Below are 20,491 nucleotides of genomic sequence, written 5' to 3' on the forward strand. Positions count from 1 at the left end.
CAGCCCCGAAGGCATCGAGCTGGGCAACCAGATCGCCGGATACGCGCTGGCCAACGCCAAGCGGTGGGGCATCAACCACGTGATCTGGCGCCAGAAGATCTATCCGGGTGTCGGCGCGGGCAACTGGACGGCGGATCTGGGCTCGGAGACCGCCAACCACTACGACCACGTCCACATCGCGACCGACGGCGGCGGTTACCCGACGGGCCACGAGACCTACTACATCGCTTCGATGACACCGTCCCCGGAGTGACTCGCGCAACGCGTTGCGGCGCAACGGCATCGGGCGTGCAGCGGTTGATGCGCCACCGCCGGCCCGCGCCCTGACGCACATTGCTGTGCGCCGACATCGCCGACCGCGTTTCAGTTTGCCAGCCTTTGCACAATCGCCGCGCGCACTCATAGTGCGGGCTGCATAATGATGCCGTTAACCCCTCACCGAACGAAAGAGACAACGAGATGTCCATTTGCCGACTTCCCTTATTAGCGATTCCGGCCGTGGTTGCTGCCGCGCTGACCGTGGGTAGCGGAGTCGCCGCCGCCGACGACGACGGTTACCTGGCCCAACTGAAGAAGATCGGCGTGACGTGGCAGTCGGGCGGCGAAAGCTCGCTGATCTCGCTCGGCCACGCCATCTGCTCGGACCGCGCCGCGGGCAAGACCCCGGACGAGCTGGCCAACGACGTCAAGTCCGGCCTGAACAGCTCCTTCTCCTACGGGGACGCCACCGCGATCGTCAGCGCCGCGGAATCGAATTACTGCCCGTAATCGTCCGGGCTCACCCGGCTTACGCCGCGGCGATCGCGGCCACCGGCATCTCCACGCGGCCCTTGCAGGGGCCGTCGGCGATGTCGGTGTGCCACGTCCCGCGCAACGACCCGTCGGCCTGCGGCGTGTAGAACGCCCACGACCTCGCGGGCGCCCACACCTTCGGGACGCCCGCACCCATGTAGCAATCCCACTGGAAATCGAAGTGTTCGACCCACCTGCCGCCGTCCCAGACATAGCGCGAGGGCTGGGGCAGCGTCGGGTTCTTCGGGACGGGACCGTTGGTCGCGGTCGCCACGCAGCGACCTGACGCACAGCTGGTGACGAACAGGTAGTCGGCGCGAAAGGTCGGTTCGGCCTGGGCGGCGGCCACGCTGGTGCCCGACTTGTCGGCCGCGTAGCGCACCAACGAGTACGTCCCGTTCCAGGCGGGTGCGGCCGCCCGGGCCGGCCACGCCAAAGCTATGAGGGAGACAATCGCGGCGCTCAGCGCCGCGACGGCACGTTGACCCGCCCGCCGGTCCACCGGTTCATGGTGACGGGTCGACGACGCGGCCAGGTATCGGCGCGAACACGATCGCGCCGCCGGCTCACGGCCGACGCAGCAAGAACAGCGCGTAGGCGGCGAGGGATTGCGCGTCGACCAGCTCCCCCGAGCGAATCATCCGTTCGACCTCCTCGCGCGTGAACCATGCGCTGCGCATGTCTTGCTCCTCGTGTTCGCGGTTCGCCTCCCCCTCGGCGATCCCGGTGGCCAGGAACACCCAGCCACGCTGGCTGGTCATTCCCGGAGCGACGTCGAGCAGCCCGAGCGCCTCGAACGACGTTGCCGACAATCCCGTTTCCTCGCGCAGCTCGCGCGCGGCCAGCTCCGCCGGCTCCGCGTCGGCGAGATCGGGCGCGGTCCCCTGGGGGAACTCCCAGCGCCGCGCGCCCAGCGGGTAGCGGTACTGCTCGACCAGCCGAAATCGCCGCCCGTCGAAAGGCAGAACCAGCGCGTAGGTCGGCTTGTCGATCACGCCGTAGATACCCGGACTGCCGTCGGGGCGGCGGATGTCGTCCTCCCGCAGCACCATCCACGGGTTCCGGTAGACCTCGCGGCTGGCGAGGCGTTCGATGAAAGTCACGCAGCCAGTATCGCCGCCCATGCGGCCGGTGTAGCGTCGCAAGCCATGCCGTCCCAGGAAGCCATTGCGCAGACCGTTCATCGCTACCTCGACCTCGTCGCCACGGGGACCGCCGACGAGATCGTCGCCCTGTACGCCGCCGACGCCACCGTCGAGGACCCGATCGGCTCGGACCTGCGGCGCGGCCCGGAGTCGATCCGCGAGTTCTACGCCGGATTCCAGGACATGAAGAAAGAGACCGAACTCGCCGAAATCCGGGCTGTGGGAAGCGAAGTCGCATTCTTCTGGCACCTCACGCTCGACGCGGGCGGCACCCGGACCCGCATCTCCCCCATCTCGATCATGGCGTTCGACGAGGACGCCAAGATCACGTCGATGCGGGCGTTCTGGACACCCGCCGACGTCAAGGTGCTCTAGCGCCGCTCAGCTCGGGATGCGGCCCAGGATGCCGGACACGATGGCGGCCGCGTCATCGCCGAGATTGCGGCCGATGACGTCGACGTCGACCACGACGTTCGCCTTGGCCGCCACGGCCCGCAGCGCGGCCGTGTCCTGGCTGCTGACGTCGGTGGACCGGCCGTTTTGCAGCACCGCGCTCAACGGGGTGCGTATCGACGTCACGGGGCCCGCTTCGACGGGGGCCCCGACGGTGTACACGCCGGAGACGCCGCCGTGCGCGTAGGTCAGCGGCTTGCCTGCGCAACCGCGGATGTGGTTGACGGTGCTGGCCACGAAACCCTTTGCGGCGGCGGCATTGTCGAACGTCGCCACGAACTCGGACACCCCATGCGGAAAGCCGTTGGTGTGCTGACTGAGGTCCACCCCGTAGATCGCGCGGTACCCGCTATCGCGATAGGAGGCGGTCAAGCCGTTGAACACGGCGTCGGTGCATTCGGGTGGGGCGAAGCTGTCGCCCGGTTGTAGGTCGTGGGTCTGCGTCCAGGTTCTGATCGGGTACATGTCGGGCGCCTTGATGAGGTCGGCGACGTCCTCGGGGGTGAGCACCAGCGACTGCAGACCGGCGGCCGTCACGGACGGCTCGGGCGGCGCTGCGCTCGGCGCCGGCGCGGCAGCCGCGTTGCCGCCGGGGGCCGGCCGCGCGGGTTGGCCACCGTGCCGGTCACCGAGGGTGGTCCACAGCACGACCGCCACGACCGCCAGGATGGTGAACGCGTACGACAGCGTCAGCCCGACCAGTGCGCGGTTGCGGCCGGGCTCGCCGCGGCGGCGGATGTCGCGCAGTGCGAAATGGCCCAGCACCGCGCCGACCGGCGCCAGCAGGAACGCGAACACCACCGACAGGGTGGCCAGGGTGTTGACCTCGGGCGCCGGTGGCCGCGTTGCCGCGGGTGGGGGCGCGTGCGGGTCGAAGGGATTCGGCCAGGCGGGGCCTGGCCAGTTGGCCGTCATGAGAACGGGTCGAAATCGTGGTCGTCGCGCGGTGTCGCCGCCGGCGGCGGTGCGGGGGCGGCGGCCGGTTGTGCGAAGGCTGTCGGAGGCGGAAAACCTTGTGTCGCATTCGGTTTCGGTTTGGTGGCGCCGCCGAAGTAGGCGTTCGACGGGGGCAGTGCCAGCAGGACCGCGGCCGCGACGGCGAGGATGACCGTCACGACGGCGCCCACCTGGAGCAGCTGGGCGAACCACGCGACGGAGCGTGCCGGGTCGAACGCGAGGACGGCCGCCGCCGCTCCGACGGCGACGCCGCAGACGACCCAGCTGGCGACCCGCGCCCAGCGGCGGCCGCGCTCGTCGAGCACGCCCAGCGACACCACCGCCGCGGCGACGACCACCAGCGCGGACGCCCCGCCGACCAGCAGCGGCCCGGGCGGCCCGCCCGGCTGCGCGCGGAAACTCGGGATCGACGCCAGCGCCGCGATGGCCGCGCTGACCAGCAGCGCCGCGATGCCGCCGAGGGCGTAGCTGCCGCCGAACACCGTGGCGGGCGACGCGGCCGCGCGGGTGGGCGGCGCCGCCGCGGGGAAGGCCGGCGGCGGGTGACGCGAGACTTGCGATTGCACCGGCGGTGCGGGCCGCGGTGGCGGCGGCGGGAACCCGGGTCGCGGTGGCGCTGGCGGGAAGCCGGGCCGCGGTTGCGGCGGCGAGGGTAACGGACGCGACGGCGGGCCGAACGCTGTCGGCGGCGCGGCCGGCTCGGGGCTGAACGGGTCGAACGACGGATCGTGCGGCGGCTGGGCCATGCTCAGCGCCCCCCGACGAACCCGGCACGGCGCCGGCGCCACCACAGCCAGCCACCCACACCGACCCAGGCGGCCAACGGCACCGTGATCACGGCGTACATCAGCGGGCTGAGCGACGTGCCGAACAGCGACTTGGGCAGCGGCGCATACAGACTCGGGGCGCCCTTCCAGACGTCGGCCATCGGCCGCTCACTGGTCAGCCCGCCGAGCCACACCTGCTGTTCGTTGTTCTCGAAGCGCGGACCGAACACCGACTCGCTCGCCGTCGTCGGGAGCGTCGGGTGGTCCTTAGCGAAGTCCTTGGGCGTCATGTTGACCATCGGGATGTTCGTGAAATCGACGCCGCCGATCGTCAACTTCCACGTGGTGCGGTCACCGGTCTGCCAGGTGTAGGTGGCGTCGCCCTCGTAGAACGACTTGCGATAGCGCGCGTAGAGCTCTTGCGGGCTCCACGGTTCCTTCGAGGTCCAGGAGTCGATGTTGCCCGAATCGATGATCTTGGAATAGGCCGTGGCCTTGGTGGCGCTGCGCTGCCGATACCATTCGGCCGCGATCCGGCTCGCGTAGACGCGCCGCAGGTCGGCGTACTCGGGCGCGTGGTTCACGGCGTCGACGATCTTCGGCAGGATCGTGGTCCGATACAGGTCGTCGTTTTGCCGCGTGATCGCCTGGTCCTGGCCCGGGCATCCGATGCCCGGCTTGAGGTCGGTGCCCTCGATCTCGAGCTTGACGTCCAACGGCGCGTCGAGGATGTACATCGAATCACCGTCAGCGGCCACGCTCGCCGGTAACGGCACGATCCACTTGCGTTGCGGCGAAAAGCATTTCGCCCCCTGCAGCGCGTCGAGGAAGCGCCGGCCGTCCGGGACGGCCGGGTCGACCAGCTTGGCCGTCGCCTGCTTCATCGTGTAGTCGGCCTCCAGCAGGATGCGCCCGGCGTCGGTCCGGCCGAACTGCGCGTCGATGATGCGATCGGGTTCGTTGGGGTTCAGGTTCACGGTGAACGACGACGGCGGCAGCGCCAGCCACACGAAGAACGAGTCGGAGGCCATGTAGGAGTTGGCGCGGCCCCCGAACGACGGCGCGGTGCCCGGGTCGGTGTTGGCGGCGAACGCGTACCGCACGCCGCTGCCGTTGTACGCGGTGTCGGAGATGTAGCGCAGCTGCAGCGTGGAGAAGTCGACGCCGCCGAGGACGCTCGGCAGTGCGCCGGTCACTCCGTTGGCGACGCCCGCGCCCACCCCGTTCACCACCCCGCCGACGACGCCGCCCACGACGCCGCCGGTGATGCCGGCGACCACGTTGGGCACGCCGCTGGCGGCGGCCGCGAGGAGCTTGCCGAAGGTGAGGGCCCAGGTGTTGGCCGCGGCGACGGGACCGTTCACGATTGCCGCGGGTATCGGGCCGAGGTTCGGTATGCCGGGCCTGGCAGGGGCCTGGGGGGCGGGCACCTGGTGGGGAACCTGCTGCTCACGCGGCACGGGCTGCTGCCGCGGCACCGGCTGCTGCTGCGGCGCGGGCTGCTGTTGGGGCGCCGGCTGCTGTTGGGGCGCCGGCTGCTGCTGTGGCGCGGGCTGCTGCTGCGGCGCGGGCTGCTGCTGGGGGGCGGGCTGCTGCTGGGGGTTGATCTGGCTTTGCAGCAGTTGGTTGACCCACTCGTCCTCGATGGCCTCCTCGGGCGAGTCGGCCGACTGCTCGGTGGTTTCGCTGCCCCCGCCGTCCACGGGCTTCTGCCCGCCGCTTGCCAGCACGCCGGTCCCCGGCGGTTGCGCTTGCGGCGCGACGTTCAAGAACCGCTTCTCGATCGCCGGAGGCTGCTTCAAACCCAGCTCGTTACCGATCTCCGTCGCCGCCTTATCGATTCCCTTCAACGTCTTGGGCAAGGGGCGGCTGTCGAAGAGGATCCCCGGGTGCAGGTGGTTGTCCTGGCAGTACTTGAGAAAGTCCTTGAGCTGGTCCCGTCCCACGGAACCCGTCTTGAAATCCCACAGCCAGTTCCTGCCCTGCGCCCACAACTCGGGTTCGTTCAGGGCGTCCGGGCGCCGGTTGACGGCGCTGTTGGGCAGCCTTTGATTGAACCGCCAGTCGCCATTGTCGTTGTTGAAATACGACTGCCCCTTGGCGACTTGCTCGAATGTGGTGCCGATGTGATTGCTGTTGTAGAGGCTGACGTATTGCTTCCGATACTTCTCCCAGGTCAATGGCTTTGCCACGTTCGGCGCCCGTTGTTCCTGATAGATCTTCCAATTCTGGAAGAGATTCTCTTTGGTGCCCCACGGCGCGAGGTTCTGCAAATCCATGTTGAGCAGCGCGGCGGCGCTGGGTTCGGGGACGCTGAGGAGGCCGTTGGCCGACGGATAGTTGTAGGCAACCGGCGGGCCGTGCATCGGGTCGTCCACCGAATAACCGGGCATAGGTTGTGGATCGGCGATCGCGGGCGCCGCGGGCACCAGGAGCGAGATGAGCACCAGGACCAATACGGCTGCGGTGCAACGCCGTCCGGTCCGCCCCAGCCATCGCATGGCCCACCCCCAAATTCCGCCTGCGCCGCGCGCCCGGGAAACCTAACTCAACCTAGTCACGGCGACTCTGTCCGTGCAATTCATTGCTGCCCGGCAGCTGCGGTCCACCGGCCATAAAAGTCGCGCGCTTTGCCCGGGTCGCTCAGTTCGAGGGTGTAGACCAGCACGTCGAATGGTCCCGTGAAGTCGGAATTGTCGTTCTTCTGGATGTGGAAATCGGCGGTTACCGGCGCGCCGTCGCTGCGGTTGAACGGAAACCGGCGGTAGACCCAACGGCATGGCGTGCCGCGGCGCAGCGTCTCGCCCAGGTAGTAGGAGGCGCCGTCGACGAAGTCGGCGTTGGCCCGGTCGTAGAAGTCCGCGACGGTGGGGGTCCGCTCAGCCACCAGCGCGGCGAGTCGATCGATGCTTTCCGGGCTGTGGTCCCACTCCCCGGGGTAACGGTCCGCCCACTCTGCGAAGTGTTCGCGTTGCGCGGCCAGCCAGTCGTCGAGCTGCGCCGACGCAGGCGGCGAGGAGATGACGCCGTCGGCGAGCGTGTGTTGCTTGGACGGCGCCCAGCCAGGATGGGCGGCGGCGTGAGCCTGCACCGCGTCCCGCCACCGCTGCCAGGTGGCCGTCCACACCGCGCCGTCGGCGCCCTCGACCGCGTCGAGCACCAGGTGCACCGGGGACAGCGGCGGCAGGCCGGTGGCCGGGTCGGGACGCACGATCGGCAGGCCGACCGCGTCCGGTTCGTCCTGCCCCGAGACGTGCCACTGGTGGTGGGCGAGGTCGCGAGGCGAATCCTGTTCGGCCGGGCCGTCATTGGGCAACGGCTCGGTGGTCCAGTCCCAGGCGCCCCCCGCGACCCGCATGAGCGTCTCGCCGAGGTAGGCCGCCACCCCCGCGGTGAAGGGGTCGTCACCGAGCGGGTACCGCCCGCGGTAGCGCTGCCGCACGAAGTCCTCGAGCGGCTGCAGCGACGCCTGTGAGTAGTCGAGGTCGACCACGCCGCGCAGGTTGGCGTCCGCCATCGTCCCGATGAGGACGTTGACCCAGTCCAGCCACCACTCGAGCGACTCACTCTCCGCCATGGTCTCCCCTCTCCGGCAGCCGGGCGACGTCGGCCGCGTTCTCAGCCTTCCCAACTTACGGCGCCGCCCGCCGGTGAGCCACGCTCGACAGGATTGCTGGCCCGTGACCCTGGCTTCGGCGGGCGCGGTGCCCGATAGTCATTACCAACAGCTGTGCGCCCACGTCATCACGAGGTTCCCGACCATGCCCGACGACTCACCACGGCGTAACGGCCGGCGCCACATCGTCGTCAGTGGCGACGACGCGCTCGCGACCACGATCGCCGACGAACTCAACCGCGCGGGCGCCTCCATCGTCAAGCTCGCCGGCGACGAGCTTGCCGAGGCCGACCTGGCGCGCGCCAGTGCCGTCGTCTGCGCCGGCGACGACGACGCCAAGAACCTCGAGATCGCGCTTCTGGCGCGGAAATCCAGCCCCGACGTCAGCGTGGTCGCCCGCCTTGGCAACGACGTGCTGCGCGGCGCCGTCGCCGCCGACAACGGACCCGGTGCCATCCTCGACGTCGCCGACCTCGCCGCGCCCTCGGTCGTCGAGGCGTGCCTGGCCACCAACACCCACCCGGTCGAGGCCGCCGGCGTCGACTTCATCGTGGCGGGGACCGAGGCGCCGCGCGATGCCACCCTGCGCGAGATCTACGGGGACCTGGCCCCCGTGGCCGTCATCCACGGCGCACGTTCGGCGGCGCCGGGCGAGCTGGTGCCCTGCCCGGGTCGCGATCACCGGGTGCGGGCCGGGGACTGGGTCGCCATGATCGGCACCGCGGACGAATTGTCCGCCCGCGGCATCGGAGTATCGCCGGCCACCGCCACGCGGTCGCGCCGGTCGTGGCTGCGCCGCGCGGCGGACGCCGTGCGGGCCGTCCGCGACGACGTCAACCCGCTGTTGTTCCCCGCGGTCGTCGCCGCGCTGGTATTGGTGCTGGGGTCGACGGTCGTCATGCACTACGCGTACCAGCGGCCGAGGCTGTCCTGGGTGGACGCCCTGTACTTCACGGCCGAGACCATCACCACGGTGGGCTACGGGGAGTTCAGCTTCGCCCAGCAGGCGCCCTGGCTCCGAATGTTCGCCGTCACAATGATGTTCGCGGGCGTCACCATCACCGCGCTGCTGGTCGCCTTCGTGGCGGACCTGTTGTTGTCGCGCCGGTTCGTGCAGTCGGCCGGCGCCCGGCGGGCCCGGCACCTTCGCGACCACATCATCGTCGTCGGCCTCGGATCGTTCGGCAGCCGCGTCGTCAGCGACCTCACCGCCGCGGGCTACGACGTGGCGGTCATCGAACGCGACGAGAACAACCGGTATCTGTCGACCGCGGCGAAGCTCGACGTGCCGGTGGTCTTCGGCGACGCGACGCTGCGTCAGACCTTGGAGTCGGCCCGCGCCGACCGGGCCCGCGCCGTCGCGGTGCTGACGCAGGACGACATGATCAACATCGAGACCGGCATCGTGCTGCGCGAGATGCTGGGCTCGCGCGCCAAACCCGGCCGGCCCGACATCCCCCTGGTGCTGCGCATCTACGACCGCACGCTGGGCGACGCGGTGGCCAAGCGGTTCGGCTTCGCGAACGTGCGCTCGACCGTGGACCTGGCCGCCCCGTGGTTCATCGGCGCCGCGATGGGTTTGCAGGTGCTGGGCACGTTCTCGATGATCGGCCAACGCTCGTTCATGGTGGGCGCGATGCACGTCGCGGCCGGCAGCGAGCTCGACGGGCTGCGGATGTTCGAGCTGTCCACCCAGACCCGGGTCATCGCGATCACCCGCCACGACGCGCCCATCGAGTTGCACCCGCGCCGCGACGCGTGGCTGCGCGCCGGCGACACCGTCTACCTCGTGGGCCCCTACCGCGAGCTGCTGGTGACCCTGCGCAAGGGCCAGCCGCCGCAACAGCCGACCGCCGGCGCGCAGGCCAAAGCGGCGGCCAGCTGAGCGGTGCGGTCAGCCGACCCAGTCGGTGTAACGGATGCGCAGGTAGTTCGGGTCGCCGCGCCGCAGCATCAACCGCAGCAGGTAGTAGGGACTGGTGAAGCCGCTGTGGTCGTCCAGCTGCAGCGCAAAATTGCAGATCTCCGGGTCGCCCTCGTCGCGGAAGTCGCGGTACACCCACCGCGAGGGGTATCCCCGGCGCAACAGCTCCCCGAGGTAATACGTTGCGCCGTGGACGAATTCGGCGTTGGCCGGATCGTTCAGGGCGCCCACGGTGGGGGTGACGCGGCTGACCAGCGCGGCCAGCCGGTCGACGGTGTCGCCGGAGAAGTCCCAGCCGTCGCCGTGCAGCGCCGACCACCGCGCGAAGCCGTCGCGTTGCTGGTCCAGCCATTCATCGAGCGCCGCTGCGGGGGTCGACGGTGAGACGCCGTCGACGAGCGTGTGCTGTTTGACGGGGACCCATCCCGGGCGGGCGGCGGCACGCTCGGCGACCACACGGCGCCAATGTTGATACACGCCCGCCAGCACCTCGCCGTCGCCGCTGCCGGCAGCGTCGAGCAGCAGGTGCACCGGCGACAGCCGGGGCAGACCCGTCCCGGGATCCGCAGCCACGATCGGCAGCCCGACGGCGTCGGGCTCGTCGTCGGGCATCAGCCGCCACCGGTGCCGGGCCACCCGGCGCAGCAGTTGCGGATCGCGCGGCAGGGCGATGCCAGGGTCCGGGTGTGCGTCGGTGGTCCACTCCCAGGCACCCCCGCCCACCCGCATGAGGGTCTCCCCGAGGTAGGCCGCCAGCCCGGCGAGCAGGGACTCCTGGCGCAGCAGCCGACCGGGCGAGGCGTAACGGTCCCGCAGCAGGCCCTCCACGGCCCGCAGTGATGCCTCCGAGTAGTCCAGCGGCACCGCCGCGCGCAATTGCGTGTCGGCGGCGGCGTCGATGAGCACGTTGATCCAGTCCAGCCACCAGTTCAGTGACTCCTCCGCGCTGCTCTCGTCCCCGGCGTCGCCGCGGCGCGCCCGCAGCCCGGACAGCTGCTCGCGGGCCGCCCCCGTCACCGGATGCTCCTCGCCGAGGACCCGAATCTCCTCCTGCAGCAACGCTTGCCACGCGGCGACCCCGTCGGTGACGCCGGCCCGCTCGGGCGCCCACAACGTCAACATGTGGCGCGCGATCACCGTGTGGAAGTGGCCGTTGCCCAACGTCTCGCGCAGCGTCTCGAGCAGCGGCTCGAGCTCGGCCACCGCTGTGGGGATGTCACCGGCCCGGCCGCGCCAGACCGTCAGCATCAACTGCGTGCCCAAAGTGTCGGCGTGGTCGGCGCCCAAAGCCCGCCCGCGGGCGGCGGCCACCTGCTCGGCCTCGGCCCTCGCCCCTACGAAATCGCCGATCTCCCAACGCTTCTCGGCGACCTTGTTGCGCGTCGCCAGGGTGCTGGGGTGGTTGGCGCCCAACGCGCGCTGCTCGTCGGCGTACAGCTCCAACCACTCGGCCAGCGACCACAGCGACGGTTGATGGCGATCCGCCAACAGATGGCGCGCGGTCAGGGTGCTGACATGGTCGGCGCCGAGCACCTGCACGAGGTCCGGTATCAGCAGCTCGAGGTCGGCATGCGCGTCCGCGATCTTGCCCGCCTGCAGCTGCAGGCTCGCCAACGACACCTTGAGCTCCAACACGTTGGGATCGCGCTCACCCAGCGCCGCCCGGCACAGCGTGACCAGCTCGTTGGCGTGCATCGCCGCGCCGACGAAGTCGCCCATGTTCGCGCAGTCGGCCATGAGCCGGGTGAGCTCGGCCAGCGGGGCGGGCAGTTCGGGCGGCGTCACGCGCTAATCCAAACGCCCGGGCCCAGGACCCGCAATTCACCCCGGCGGGCGCGTCCTACAGCCGCGCCGCGACCTCCGCCGCGCGGCGCAGCTGGTCGACGTCGGAGCTGGTGGGGATCAGCTGCACCTCGTCGGCGCCGATGCCTTCGAACCGGCGCAGCACGGCCAGCAACTCGTCCTCGCTGCCGGCCCAGCCCGTGCCGGGGGCCATGGCATCGACGTAGTCGGCCGGGATCCAGTTCATGTACCGCCGCAGATGGCGGTGGATCTGGGCGCGGGACACGTCGGGCGGCCCGAACGCGAACCAGAACGACGTGATCAGCCGGGGTGCGGGCTTGCCGGCCTGCGCCCAGGCCGCCCGCGCCACCTCGAACAGCTGGTCCTGCTTGGCGACGTCGAGGTCCAGGGTCGTTCCGGCGAGCCCGTCCGCCCAGCCGGCGGCGTCGCGGATGGTCTTGGGACCTATGCTCCCCACGAGCAGCGGCGGGCCGCCGGGTTGCACCGGCGACGGCCCGACCGGCAGCATCGAGTCGGCCGTCTTCTCGCCGGCCCAGACACGTTTCATCGCCGCCACGCGCTCGGCCATGCCGCGCCTGGTCTGCGTCGCCAGGTCGGCGCCGACGGCGCGGTAGTCTTCGTGCCGGCCGCCGACGCCGACGCCGACGGTCAGCCGGCCGCCGCTGAGCAGGTCTCCGGTGGCCAGCGCCTTGGCCAGCAACACCGGGTCGTGCAGCTGCGGCACGACCACCGTGGTCACCAACCGCACCCGCGCGGTCCAGGCCGCCAGGGCGCCGAGCAGCGTCATGCTGTCCGGGTTGTCGAACGCGATGCGCTCCCCCCAACACAGCGACGAGAACGGGCCGTCGTCGACCGTGTTCGCCCACTGGTGAAGGACCGCCGCGTTCAGGTCCGGTTCCATCACCGGCATGGTCATCCCTATCTGCACGACGGCGATTCTGACACGCCCTCTACTTCTAAGACGTCCCGATGGCAGCATGGGTGGGTGGGTTTCACCAGCACCTCCATCGCGCACATCCGGTTGACCGTGACCGACATCGAACGGTCCAGGCGGTTCTACGAAAGCGTGTTCGGTTGGCCCGTGCTGCTGGAGGTTCCCGAGAACGCCAGCGAGGCGACTCGCGATCAGTTGAGTTTTTTGTACGGCGGCGTCGTCTACGACCTGGGCGGGACGCTCGTCGGGTTGCGCCCGGTGGCCACCGACCGCTTCGACGAGGACCGCGCCGGCATGGATCACCTCGCCTTCCGGGTGGCCAGCAAGACCGAACTGGACTGCGCGGCAAACTATCTCGACGAGCTCGGGGTGGCCCACGGGCCCGTCAAGGACATCGGTCCGTCCTACATCCTGGAGTTCCGAGACCCCGACAACATCGCCCTGGAGCTGACGGCCCCCAAGTAGCGGCCGCGCGGTTCGGGGCCGGCGCAACCGCGTTGTCGCGCCGCGCCGCGAGTGGTTGACTGGCGAGGACTATGAGCATCAGCTTCAACCACACCATCGTCGCCTCGCGCGACAAGCGGGAGGCCGCCGAATTCCTGGCCGAGCTGTTCGGCTTGCCGACCCCAAAGGCGTTCGGCCACTTCCTTGTTGTCGAATTGGAGCACGGCGCCAACCTCGACTACGCGGACGTTCCCCAGGGGGCGGAGATCACGCGTCAGCACTACGCGTTCCTGGTCTCCGAGCAGGACTTCGACGCGATCTACGGCAGGATCTCCGCGCGCGGGCTGCAGCACTGGGCCGATCCTCGCCAGCAGCGGCCGGGCCAGATCAACCACGACCACGGCGGCCGCGGCGTCTACTTCCTGGACCCCTCCGGTCACGCCATGGAGATCCTGACGCGTCCGTACGGGTCGGACGGCTCAGCCGGTTAGTCGGCGGCGCGCGCCCCGCCGTGCCGCTGGCTTTCCTGGCTGCGGTAGTCGTTGGCCAGGCGCGCGACGTGGTCGGGCAGGGCGCCGGCGGCGACGTCGGCCAGGGTGGTCTCCTCCAGCACCGAACGCATGCTGGCCCGCAGGGCCCGCCAGACGTCGGTGAGCGCGGCGGTCGGCCCCGAATAGGGCAGGTCCCCGAGCCCGATGTCGCGGACGCTGGCCAGCGGCCCGTCGATGCAACGCAGCACGTCGGCGATGCTGATGGAGCTGCCCGACCGCGCCAGTTCGTAGCCGCCCTCGCGGCCGCGGTGGCTGCGGACCAGCCGGTCGGTGCGCAGGTTGGTGAGGATGTCGACGAGGAACTGCGGCGGGATGCCCTGCGCCTGCGCCAAGTCGTCGGTTTTCACCAATGTGCCGTCGGGCACCGTGGCGAGCTGGATCATGGCCCGCACGGCGTACTCGGCCTTGGCTGACATGCGCACTCTCGGATTGTGCCACTCGACGCGGCCGACCTCTTCGGATGCGCTTCAGGTGCGCGACTCCAGCAGGTCGATCACCTGCTGCGCCTGCTCGGCCACGGTTCGATCCGGCGTGAGCCGCAATTCGGGGTGCACCGGCGCCTGGTACGGGCTGTCGATCCCGGTGAAGTGTGCGATCTCCCCCGCGCGGGCCTTGGCGTACAAGCCCTTCGGATCCCGCTTCTCGCATTCCTCGATCGGGGTGTCGCAGAACACCTCAACGAAGTCGAAGCCGGCGGCGGCGTGCACGTTGCGAGCCAGCTCGCGCTGTTCGGCCAGAGGGCTGATCGCCGGGACAAGCACGACGTTGCCGGCGTCGGCGAGCAACGCCGCCACGTGGGCGAGCCGCCGCAGGTTCTCGGCCCGGTCGGCCATCGAAAAGCCGAGGTCGGCGTTCAGCCCGTGCCGCAGGTTGTCGCCGTCGAGTACATAGGCCGGGGTGCCGGATTCGAGCAGCTTCTGCTCGACCAGCATGGCCACCGACGACTTGCCGGAGCCGGACAGGCCGGTGAACCACACCGTCGTGCCGCGGGGGCGGGCGGCCGCCACCGCGGAGGACTCGTGGCGCACGGTGTTCGGGCTGGAGGTCTGCGCCGAAACGTCGCGCAGCACCATGCCGGCGGCGACGGTGCCGTTGGTGTGCGGGTCGATGAGGATGAAGGATCCGGTGCTCGGGTTGCGGCTGTATTCGTCGAGCAGCAGCGGCACCTGGGTGCGCAGCGAGATCCGGCCAAGTTCGTTGAGCTGCAAGGCGGTTGCGGACTTGTCGCGGTGCAGGGTGTTGACGTCCAGCCGGTAGTCGAGCGCGGTCACCCGTGCCTGCGTGGCGCGGGTGGTGTGCTTGATGACGTAGTCGCGGCCCGGCTCGAGCGCCGCGTTGTCGGCCATCCAGCACACGGTCGCGTCGAACTCTTGGGCCACCCGGGGCTGGTTGTGGGTGCGCGCTATCAGGTCCCCACGGGAGATGTCGATCTCGTCGGCCAGGCTGATCGAGACGGCCATCGGCGGAAACGCCTCTGGCACAGGGCCATTGGGGCCGTCTATCGCGGTGATGCGGGTCGTCTTGCCGACCGGCAGGACGACCACCTCGTCGCCGGGGCGCATGACCCCGCTCGCCACGGTGCCGGCGTAACTGCGGTGGTCCTGATGCTCTCTGGTGTGCGGCCGGATGACGTACTGCACCGGGAATCGGACGTCGACCAGGTTGCGGTCACCGGCGATGTAGACCTCTTCCAGGTGTGACAGCAGCGCCGGGCCCTCGTACCAGGGCGTCTGGTCGGACTTGGTGACCACGTTGTCGCCGTGCAGGGCGGAGATGGGGATGGTGGCGACGTCGTGCACGTCCAGACGGGCGGCGAACGCGTGGAATTCGTCGCGGATCGCCTCGAATTTGTCTTTGTCCCAACCGATCAGGTCCATCTTGTTGACCGCGAGCACGATGTGCCGGATGCCCAGTAGCGACGCCAGGAACGCGTGCCGGCGCGACTGTTCCAGCAGGCCGTGGCGCGCGTCGACGAGCACGATCACCAGCGCAGCGGTCGACGCCCCGGTCACCATGTTGCGGGTGTACTGGATGTGGCCCGGGGTGTCGGCGATGATGAATTTGCGCTTGGGCGTGGCGAAGTAGCGGTAGGCGACGTCGATCGTGATGCCCTGCTCGCGCTCGGCCCGCAGCCCGTCGGTCACCAGAGCCAGGTCGGTGTAATCGTGGCCGCGGTCCTTGGACGTCTGCTCCACCGCCGCCCACTGATCCTCCATGACGGCCTTGGAGTCGTAGAGCAGCCGGCCGATCAAAGTCGACTTGCCGTCGTCGACGGAACCGGCCGTCGCGAGCCTCAGAAGTGTCGTCATCAGAAGTATCCTTGCCGTTTGCGGTCTTCCATTCCGGCCTCGGAGATCCGGTCGTCGGCGCGGGTCGCGCCGCGTTCGGTGAGCCGGGACACCGCGGTCTCGGCGATCACCTCGGCCACCGTGGCGGCCTCGGATTCCACGCACCCGGTGCAGGTGACGTCGCCGACGGTGCGGAATCGCACGGTGGCGTCGAACACCGGCTCGTCGACGGCGGGCTGCATGTGCCGGTGCACCGCCAACAGCATCCCGTCCCGGCGGAACACCGGCCGGCGGTGCGCGTAGTAGATCGACGGCAGGCCGATGTTCTCGGCGCCGATGTAGGACCAGATGTCGAACTCGGTCCAGTTGGACAGCGGGAACACCCGGATGTGCTCGCCTTTGTGGTGGCGGCCGTTGTAGAGATTCCACAGCTCGGGGCGTTGCGCCTTGGGGTCCCACTGGCCGAACTCGTCACGGAAGCTGAACACCCGCTCCTTGGCCCGCGCCTTCTCCTCGTCGCGGCGAGCACCGCCGAACGCGGCGTCGAACTTGTTCTCGCGGATGGCGCGCAGCAGCGTCACGGTTTGGATGGGATTGCGCCCCTGCTTCGGCTCGACCACGCGGCCGGCGTCGATGTCGTCTTGCACCGAGGCCACCACCAGACGCACGCCGTGCTCGGCGACCAGCTGGTCGCGCGTCTCGATGACCTCGTCGAAGTTGTGACCGGTGTCGACGTGCATCACCGGGAACGGCAGCCGTCCGGGGCGGAAGGCGCGCAGCGCCAGGTGCAGCATGACGATCGAGTCCTTGCCGCCCGAGAACAGCAACACCGGCCGCTCGAATTCCGCCGCGACCTCGCGGATGATGTGGATCGCCTCGGCCTCCAGCGAGCGCAGATGGCTCAGCTCGTACTGGCCCGCGGCGGGGCCGGCCGTGATGTCGGTGCTCATGGCGGGGTCGTCGCTTTCCTCGGCTGTGCATGGCGCTGCCGGTTAAACCTGGCAGAACTGACCATATTTACCTAGCTTTGCCGTCTATAGCAGCAGGTTGCGGGGGCGCTGTCAACTGGCGGGTCAACTGCGCGCAGGCCGGGGCGAGGGGCGCGGCCGCTGCGCGCGGGGACAAGGCGGGTTAGGCGGTGACCTCGTCGAGCTTTCCGGAAGCGACGTCGAAGATGAAGCCGCGGGCCGATGAGTGCTGGGTGACGAAGGGGCTGGCTTCGATGCGGCGCAGCGACTGCCGGACGTCCTCGGCCAGGTCGGGGAAGGCCTCGGCCGACCACGGCGGCTTGAGCCCGATCTCATCCTGGATGGACCGCTTGAAGTCGTCGTCGGTGAAGGTGAGCATGCCGCAGTCGCTGTGGTGGATGAGGATGATCTCCCGGGTGCCCAGCAGCCGCTGGCTGATAGCCAGCGATCGGATGACGTCGTCGGTGACCACCCCGCCCGCGTTGCGGATGACGTGCGCCTCCCCCTCGTTCAGCCCGAGAACGCGGTAGACGTCGAGCCGGGCGTCCATGCAGGCGACGACGGCGACGTGCTTGGCCGGCGGCAGCGGCAACGGGCCCGTGAAGCCGCTCGCGTATTCGGCGTTGTGGCCCAACAATTCGTCGGTAACCGTCATCACGGGCCTCCTTCGCGGTGCGCGGCGCGGGCTTGGCGCAGGCGCGGCGCCGCGGTGATGCTAGCAACGCGCCGCCAACACCTCACCGGAGAAAATCACCGGGATCGAAAGGGCAACCGGCGGGCGCGGGCGCCGCGGACCCGGCGCGCCGCCGCCCGGCTCGCTAACCTGTCCCAATGCGGTACGGGCGCTCGGCATGATTCGTTTCCTGGCGCGCCGACTCCTCAATTACGTGGTGCTGCTGGCGCTGGCGTCCTTCTTGACGTTCTGCCTGACCTCGGTGGCGTTCAAGCCGCTGGACAGCCTGCTGCAGCGCAGCCCGCGGCCACCGCAAGCGGTGATCGACGCCAAGGCGCACGCCCTCGGCCTGGACGCGCCCGTCCCGCTGCGCTACGCGCACTGGGCGTCGCACGCCGCCCGGGGGGACTTCGGGAAGACCATCACCGGCCAACCCGTCGGGTCCACGCTGTGGCGGCGCGTCGGGGTGACCCTGCGCCTGCTGGTGATCGGGTCGGTGGCGGGCACGGTGCTGGGCGTCGTCGCCGGCGCGTGGGGCGCCATCCGGCAATACCGCCTCAGCGATCGCGTGGTGACGCTGGCGGCGCTGCTGGTCTTGAGCACCCCGATGTTCGTCATCGCCAGCCTGTTGATCCTGGGGGCGCTGCGCGTCAATTGGGCGTTGGGCGTGCACGTCTTCGACTACACCGGCGAGACGTCACCCGGGGTGACCGGCGGACCGGCCGCGCAGCTGGCGGACCGGTTGCGCCACCTGATTTTGCCGACGTTGACGCTGGCGCTGGCGCTGGCCGCGGGCTACAGCCGCTACCAGCGCAACGCGATGCTCGACGTGTTGGGCCAGGACTTCATCCGCACCGCCCGAGCCAAGGGGCTCACCCGGCGCCGCGCGCTGGTCAAGCACGGCCTGCGGACCGCGTTGATCCCGCTGGCCACCCTGTTCGCCTATGGCGTGGCCGGACTGGTCAGCGGGGCGGTCTTCGTGGAGAAGATCTTCGGCTGGCACGGCATGGGCGAATGGTTGGTGCAGGGCATCGCGACCCAGGACACCAACATCATCGCGGCGATCACGTTGTTCTCCGGCGCGGTGGTGCTGCTGGCCGGCCTGCTCTCCGACGTCTTCTACGCCGCCCTGGATCCGCGGGTCCGGGTGTCATGACCTCGCGCGCCGACGCCGCCCACGGGCTGTCCGTCTCGAACGGCGGCGATCTCACGCCGGCCTTCCGGTCGCGCCGCGCGCTGGTGCTGCGCAGGTTCGCCCGCAACCGGTTGGCGGTGGCGTCGCTGACCCTGTTGCTGCTGCTGTTCGTGGGCTGCTATGCGTTGCCCGCCGCGCTGCCGTACTCCTACGACGACCTCGACTTCGACGCGCTGCTGCACCCGCCGGACGCGCGGCACTGGCTGGGCACCAATGCGCTGGGCCAGGACCTGCTGGCGCAGATCCTGCGCGGCATGCAGAAATCGATGTTGATCGGCGTCTGCGTGGCGGTGATCTCCACCGGCATCGCGGCGACCGTGGGGGCGGTCTCGGGTTACTTCGGTGGCTGGCGCGACCGGGTGCTGATGTGGGTGGTGGACCTGCTGCTCGTGGTGCCCAGCTTCATCCTGATCGCCATCGTCACGCCACGCACCAAGAGCTCGGCCAGCATCCTGACGCTGGTGCTGCTGCTCGCCGGATTCGGCTGGATGGTCAGCTCCCGCATGGTGCGTGGGCTCACCATGAGCCTGCGTGAGCGCGAATTCATCCAGGCCGCCCGGTATATGGGCGTGTCCAGCCGCCGCATCATCGTCGGGCATGTGCTGCCCAACGTGGCCTCCATCCTAATCATCGACGCGGCCCTCAACGTCGCCTCGGCCATCTTGGCCGAGACCGGTTTGAGCTTCCTGGGATTCGGCATTCAACCGCCCGACGTGTCGCTGGGCACGTTGATCGCCAACGGCACCCAGTCCGCCACGACGTTCCCGTGGGTGTTCCTGTTTCCCGCCGGGGTGCTGGTGCTGATCCTGGTGTGCGCCAACCTCACCGGTGACGGCCTGCGCGACGCCCTCGACCCCGGCAGCGCGACGCTGCGCGGCGGAGTCCGATGAGCCCCCTGCTGGAGGTGGCCGACCTGGCCGTCACCTTCCCGTCCGACGGGGCGCCGGTCACGGCGGTGCGCGGCGTGAGTTACACCGTCGAGCCGGGCCAGGTCGTCGCGATGGTCGGTGAATCCGGTTCGGGCAAGTCCGTTTCCGCGATGGCCGTGATGGGCCTGCTGCCCGAGCACGCGCGCGTGCGCGGCTCGGTCCGGTTGCACGGCACCGAGCTGCTGGGCCTGGGCGACGACGCGATGTCGCGGTTGCGCGGCAAGACGGTCGGCATGGTGTTCCAGGACCCGATGTCGGCGCTGACGCCCGTGTACACCGTCGGTGACCAGATCGCCGAGGCGATCGAGGTCCATCAGCCGCGGGTGGGTAGGCAGGTCGCGCGCCACCGGGCGGTCGAGCTGCTCGAGCTGGTGGGCATCGCGCAGCCGGAACGTCGCGCCCGCGCGTTTCCCCACGAACTGTCCGGCGGGGAGCGGCAGCGAGTGGTGATCGCGATAGCCATCGCCAACGATCCCGACCTGTTGATCTGTGACGAGCCCACCACCGCACTCGACGTGACCGTGCAGGCCCAAATCCTCGAAGTGCTCAAGAAGGCGCGGGACGTCACCGGCGCCGGGGTGCTCATCATCACCCACGACCTGGGCGTGGTCGCCGAGTTCGCCGACCGGGCCCTGGTGATGTACGCCGGGCGCGTCGTCGAGGCGGCCGCCGTCCGCGATCTCTACCGCGACCGCCGAATGCCGTACACGGTCGGCCTGTTGGGTTCCGTGCCGCGGCTCGACGCCGCGCAGGGCACTCGGCTGGTGCCGATCCCCGGGGCCCCGCCGTCGCTGGCGAACCTCGATACGGGCTGCCCGTTCGCGCCCCGCTGCCCGCTGGTGATCGACGCATGCCGCGCCGAGGAGCCGCCGTTGCTCGCGGTGGGCGCCGACCACGGGGCGGCGTGCATCCGCACCGACCAGGTCGACGGGCGCAGCGCGGCGGACATCTACGGCGTCAGCACCGACGCCGACCGCACGCCGCCCGGTGACTCGCCCGTCGTCGTCCGGGTCCGCGACCTGGTCAAGACCTACCGGCTGACCAAGGGCGTG

General features: G+C 70.0%; 19 protein-coding genes and 2 pseudogenes. 9 read left to right on the forward strand and 12 right to left on the reverse strand.

What is annotated here, in order from left to right:
* Both A5714_RS13670 and A5714_RS13675 read left to right on the forward strand, forming a co-directional pair.
* Positions 1–253, forward strand: a pseudogene (locus A5714_RS13670) (glycoside hydrolase); the annotation flags it as partial.
* A 206-nt stretch (positions 254–459) separates the two neighbouring features.
* On the forward strand, positions 460–768 hold the full coding sequence (locus A5714_RS13675) for a DUF732 domain-containing protein (RefSeq protein WP_068068860.1): 309 nt from the start codon (positions 460–462) through the stop codon (positions 766–768).
* 19 nt (positions 769–787) lie between these two features.
* Here the strand turns inward: A5714_RS13675 and A5714_RS13680 are convergent, their stop codons facing one another.
* Both A5714_RS13680 and A5714_RS13685 read right to left on the reverse strand, forming a co-directional pair.
* Positions 788–1,246, reverse strand: a complete 459-nt coding sequence (locus tag A5714_RS13680) for a hypothetical protein (protein ID WP_369829443.1) — start codon at positions 1,244–1,246, stop codon at positions 788–790.
* 112 nt (positions 1,247–1,358) lie between these two features.
* Positions 1,359–1,916, reverse strand: coding sequence for an NUDIX hydrolase (locus A5714_RS13685; protein WP_068068863.1), 558 nt, complete (start codon positions 1,914–1,916; stop codon positions 1,359–1,361).
* 24 nt (positions 1,917–1,940) lie between these two features.
* Here A5714_RS13685 and A5714_RS13690 point away from each other — a divergent pair, with 24 nt between their 5' ends.
* A complete protein-coding gene (locus A5714_RS13690; protein ID WP_068068865.1) occupies positions 1,941–2,312 on the forward strand; it encodes a nuclear transport factor 2 family protein in 372 nt (123 codons plus the stop codon).
* 6 nt (positions 2,313–2,318) lie between these two features.
* Here A5714_RS13690 and A5714_RS13695 read toward each other — a convergent pair whose 3' ends face one another.
* The 4 genes from A5714_RS13695 to A5714_RS13710 all read right to left on the reverse strand — a co-directional run bounded on the left by A5714_RS13695 (position 2,319) and on the right by A5714_RS13710 (position 7,691).
* A complete protein-coding gene (locus tag A5714_RS13695) occupies positions 2,319–3,305 on the reverse strand; it encodes a sensor domain-containing protein (RefSeq protein ID WP_068285871.1) in 987 nt (328 codons plus the stop codon).
* Positions 3,302–3,913: a hypothetical protein gene (locus A5714_RS13700; RefSeq protein ID WP_156747313.1), complete on the reverse strand. Its 612-nt coding sequence runs from the start codon at positions 3,911–3,913 to the stop codon at positions 3,302–3,304. Before A5714_RS13700 ends, A5714_RS13695 begins: the two co-directional genes overlap by 4 nt.
* A gap of 182 nt (positions 3,914–4,095) precedes the next feature.
* On the reverse strand, positions 4,096–6,561 hold the full coding sequence (locus A5714_RS13705) for a hypothetical protein (RefSeq protein ID WP_156747314.1): 2,466 nt from the start codon (positions 6,559–6,561) through the stop codon (positions 4,096–4,098).
* A gap of 134 nt (positions 6,562–6,695) precedes the next feature.
* Positions 6,696–7,691, reverse strand: a complete 996-nt coding sequence (locus tag A5714_RS13710; protein ID WP_068285877.1) for a hypothetical protein — start codon at positions 7,689–7,691, stop codon at positions 6,696–6,698.
* A gap of 184 nt (positions 7,692–7,875) precedes the next feature.
* Here A5714_RS13710 and A5714_RS13715 point away from each other — a divergent pair, with 184 nt between their 5' ends.
* Positions 7,876–9,615, forward strand: coding sequence for an NAD-binding protein (locus tag A5714_RS13715; protein WP_068285896.1), 1,740 nt, complete (start codon positions 7,876–7,878; stop codon positions 9,613–9,615).
* 963 nt (positions 9,616–10,578) lie between these two features.
* On the opposite strand, the pseudogene A5714_RS27640 reads toward A5714_RS13715, so the two are convergent.
* Together A5714_RS27640 and A5714_RS13725 are read right to left on the reverse strand one after the other, a co-directional pair.
* Positions 10,579–11,439: pseudogene (locus A5714_RS27640) on the reverse strand (tetratricopeptide repeat protein); the annotation flags it as partial.
* Positions 11,440–11,494: 55 nt separating this feature from the next.
* Positions 11,495–12,373: an LLM class flavin-dependent oxidoreductase gene (locus tag A5714_RS13725; RefSeq protein WP_068285879.1), complete on the reverse strand. Its 879-nt coding sequence runs from the start codon at positions 12,371–12,373 to the stop codon at positions 11,495–11,497.
* 69 nt (positions 12,374–12,442) lie between these two features.
* Between A5714_RS13725 and A5714_RS13730 the strand changes: the two genes are divergently transcribed.
* The gene (locus A5714_RS13730) at positions 12,443–12,856 is read left to right on the forward strand and encodes a VOC family protein (RefSeq protein WP_068285881.1); all 414 of its coding nucleotides are present in this window, start codon (positions 12,443–12,445) and stop codon (positions 12,854–12,856) included.
* Positions 12,857–12,927: 71 nt separating this feature from the next.
* Positions 12,928–13,326, forward strand: coding sequence for a VOC family protein (locus A5714_RS13735; protein ID WP_068068889.1), 399 nt, complete (start codon positions 12,928–12,930; stop codon positions 13,324–13,326).
* On the opposite strand, the gene A5714_RS13740 is transcribed toward A5714_RS13735, so the two are convergent.
* The 4 genes from A5714_RS13740 to A5714_RS13755 all read right to left on the reverse strand — a co-directional run bounded on the left by A5714_RS13740 (position 13,323) and on the right by A5714_RS13755 (position 17,297).
* Positions 13,323–13,808, reverse strand: coding sequence for an RrF2 family transcriptional regulator (locus A5714_RS13740; protein ID WP_068285883.1), 486 nt, complete (start codon positions 13,806–13,808; stop codon positions 13,323–13,325). The genes A5714_RS13735 and A5714_RS13740 overlap by 4 nt on opposite strands.
* A 45-nt stretch (positions 13,809–13,853) precedes the next feature.
* On the reverse strand, positions 13,854–15,695 hold the full coding sequence (gene cysC / locus A5714_RS13745; protein WP_068285885.1) for an adenylyl-sulfate kinase: 1,842 nt from the start codon (positions 15,693–15,695) through the stop codon (positions 13,854–13,856).
* Positions 15,695–16,624, reverse strand: a complete 930-nt coding sequence (gene cysD, locus A5714_RS13750; RefSeq protein WP_068285888.1) for a sulfate adenylyltransferase subunit CysD — start codon at positions 16,622–16,624, stop codon at positions 15,695–15,697. Before cysD ends, cysC begins: the two co-directional genes overlap by 1 nt.
* Positions 16,625–16,805: 181 nt before the next feature.
* Positions 16,806–17,297, reverse strand: a complete 492-nt coding sequence (locus A5714_RS13755; protein ID WP_068068901.1) for a carbonic anhydrase — start codon at positions 17,295–17,297, stop codon at positions 16,806–16,808.
* A gap of 196 nt (positions 17,298–17,493) precedes the next feature.
* Here A5714_RS13755 and A5714_RS13760 point away from each other — a divergent pair, with 196 nt between their 5' ends.
* The 3 genes from A5714_RS13760 to A5714_RS13770 all read left to right on the forward strand — a co-directional run.
* Positions 17,494–18,471 (forward strand): ABC transporter permease, encoded by a 978-nt coding sequence (locus tag A5714_RS13760; RefSeq protein ID WP_068285890.1) that lies wholly within the window; start codon positions 17,494–17,496, stop codon positions 18,469–18,471.
* Positions 18,468–19,400 carry an ABC transporter permease gene (locus A5714_RS13765; RefSeq protein WP_068285891.1) on the forward strand — a complete coding sequence of 311 codons (933 nt, stop codon included), beginning with the start codon at positions 18,468–18,470 and terminating at the stop codon, positions 19,398–19,400. The genes A5714_RS13760 and A5714_RS13765 overlap by 4 nt, the downstream gene beginning before the upstream one ends.
* Positions 19,397–20,491 (forward strand): ABC transporter ATP-binding protein (locus A5714_RS13770; RefSeq protein ID WP_156747315.1); only part of this gene is annotated, 1,095 nt, incomplete at its 3' end. The genes A5714_RS13765 and A5714_RS13770, both read left to right, overlap by 4 nt.

The organism is Mycobacterium sp. E2462 (assembly GCF_001672685.1).
In the GTDB taxonomy this organism is placed as follows: Bacteria; Actinomycetota; Actinomycetes; order Mycobacteriales; family Mycobacteriaceae; genus Mycobacterium.